The following is a 1445-nucleotide window of genomic DNA, read 5'->3' as shown; positions in this document are numbered from 1 at the left end:
GTGGAAGCGCGGCGACGTGTGGAGCTGACTGATACTAATCGATCGAGGACTTAACCAAATTACGATGAAACGTATTTCTTTCTTCTTCATTCATTATCTAGTTTTGAAGGAATGATTTTCTTCAACTTAATACAAGTCTAGTGGCGATAGCGAAAAGGTCACACCCGTTCCCATACCGAACACGGAAGTTAAGCTTTTCAGCGCCGATGGTAGTTGAGGGTTTCCCTCTGTGAGAGTAGGACGTCGCTAGGCATATATATGGAGGATTAGCTCAGCTGGGAGAGCACCTGCCTTACAAGCAGGGGGTCGGCGGTTCGATCCCGTCATCCTCCACCAAAACTTTTTTCACGTAGTGAAAAATAGTTTTCATTTTAAATTCACGAAATGAAAATACTATCATTATTTGCCGGCGTAGCTCAATTGGTAGAGCAACTGACTTGTAATCAGTAGGTTGGGGGTTCAAGTCCTCTCACCGGCACCACTTATACCGAGCCATTAGCTCAGTCGGTAGAGCATCTGACTTTTAATCAGAGGGTCGAAGGTTCGAGTCCTTCATGGCTCACCAAAGTTTTTTGCTTCAGCAAAATAACTTTCCATTTATTATTATTATGCGGGTGTGGCGGAATTGGCAGACGCACTAGACTTAGGATCTAGCGCCGCAAGGCGTGGGGGTTCGACTCCCTTCACCCGCACCATAGTTTTTTGCACAAGCAAAATAATTACTATACGCGGAAGTAGTTCAGTGGTAGAATACAACCTTGCCAAGGTTGGGGTCGCGGGTTCGAATCCCGTCTTCCGCTCCAGAACGTACTTGCCGGGGTGGCGGAACTGGCAGACGCACAGGACTTAAAATCCTGCGGTAGGTGACTACCGTACCGGTTCGATTCCGGTCCTCGGCACCAATGCTTTTTACGAAGTAAAATAGCTTTCGTTATTACGAAGTAAAATATCCATCCATATCAATTGGATTGGTAAATTAAAAAATATGCGCCCGTAGCTCAATTGGATAGAGCGTCTGACTACGGATCAGAAGGTTATGGGTTCGACTCCTTTCGGGCGCGCCATATTAGTTTTAATCGGGGAGTAGCTCAGCTTGGTAGAGCACTTGGTTTGGGACCAAGGGGTCGCAGGTTCGAATCCTGTCTTCCCGACCATGATCCTACTAATTATTTAATGGGGCCTTAGCTCAGCTGGGAGAGCGCCTGCCTTGCACGCAGGAGGTCAGCGGTTCGATCCCGCTAGGCTCCACCAAAAAAACTATTGACAACACAATTAAGTGCTGTTAATATAGAAAAGTCGCTTCAAAACGAGGCGAAATTGTTCTTTGAAAACTAAACAAATCATACGTCAACAAAAAATGATTAGTGTTGAAAAATACACTAGCCAACGTTTTAACTTTAAGAGCTAATCTTACTCTTTATTGGAGAGTTTGATCCTGGCTCAGG

Annotated in this window: 9 tRNA genes and 1 rRNA gene; all 10 read left to right on the top strand. The window is 45.5% G+C overall.

Features of this window, described 5'->3' with window-relative positions:
* Positions 1-136: 136 nt before the first annotated feature.
* The 10 genes from rrf to ACFFHF_RS08085 all read left to right on the top strand — a co-directional run bounded on the left by rrf (position 137) and on the right by ACFFHF_RS08085 (position 1251).
* A 5S ribosomal RNA gene (rrf, locus tag ACFFHF_RS08130) occupies positions 137-252 on the top strand.
* 8 nt (positions 253-260) lie between these two features.
* Positions 261-336, top strand: a tRNA-Val gene (locus ACFFHF_RS08125).
* Between the two features lie 69 nt (positions 337-405).
* Positions 406-481: transfer RNA gene (locus tag ACFFHF_RS08120), tRNA-Thr, on the top strand.
* Between the two features lie 8 nt (positions 482-489).
* A tRNA-Lys gene (locus tag ACFFHF_RS08115) sits at positions 490-565 on the top strand.
* Positions 566-610: 45 nt separating this feature from the next.
* Positions 611-695 (top strand) — tRNA-Leu (locus tag ACFFHF_RS08110).
* Positions 696-728: 33 nt separating this feature from the next.
* A tRNA-Gly gene (locus ACFFHF_RS08105) sits at positions 729-803 on the top strand.
* A 10-nt stretch (positions 804-813) separates the two neighbouring features.
* Positions 814-902 (top strand) — tRNA-Leu (locus ACFFHF_RS08100).
* An 85-nt stretch (positions 903-987) separates the two neighbouring features.
* Positions 988-1064: transfer RNA gene (locus ACFFHF_RS08095), tRNA-Arg, on the top strand.
* 13 nt (positions 1065-1077) lie between these two features.
* Positions 1078-1154 (top strand) — tRNA-Pro (locus tag ACFFHF_RS08090).
* Positions 1155-1175: 21 nt separating this feature from the next.
* Positions 1176-1251: transfer RNA gene (locus ACFFHF_RS08085), tRNA-Ala, on the top strand.
* The last annotated feature ends 194 nt before the right edge of the window (positions 1252-1445 follow it).

The organism is Robertmurraya beringensis, assembly GCF_042433785.1.
GTDB lineage: Bacteria > Bacillota > Bacilli > Bacillales > Cytobacillaceae > Robertmurraya_A > Robertmurraya_A beringensis.
Note: the sequence above shows the minus strand (reverse complement) of the source record. Positions and strands in the feature narration are given on the sequence as shown.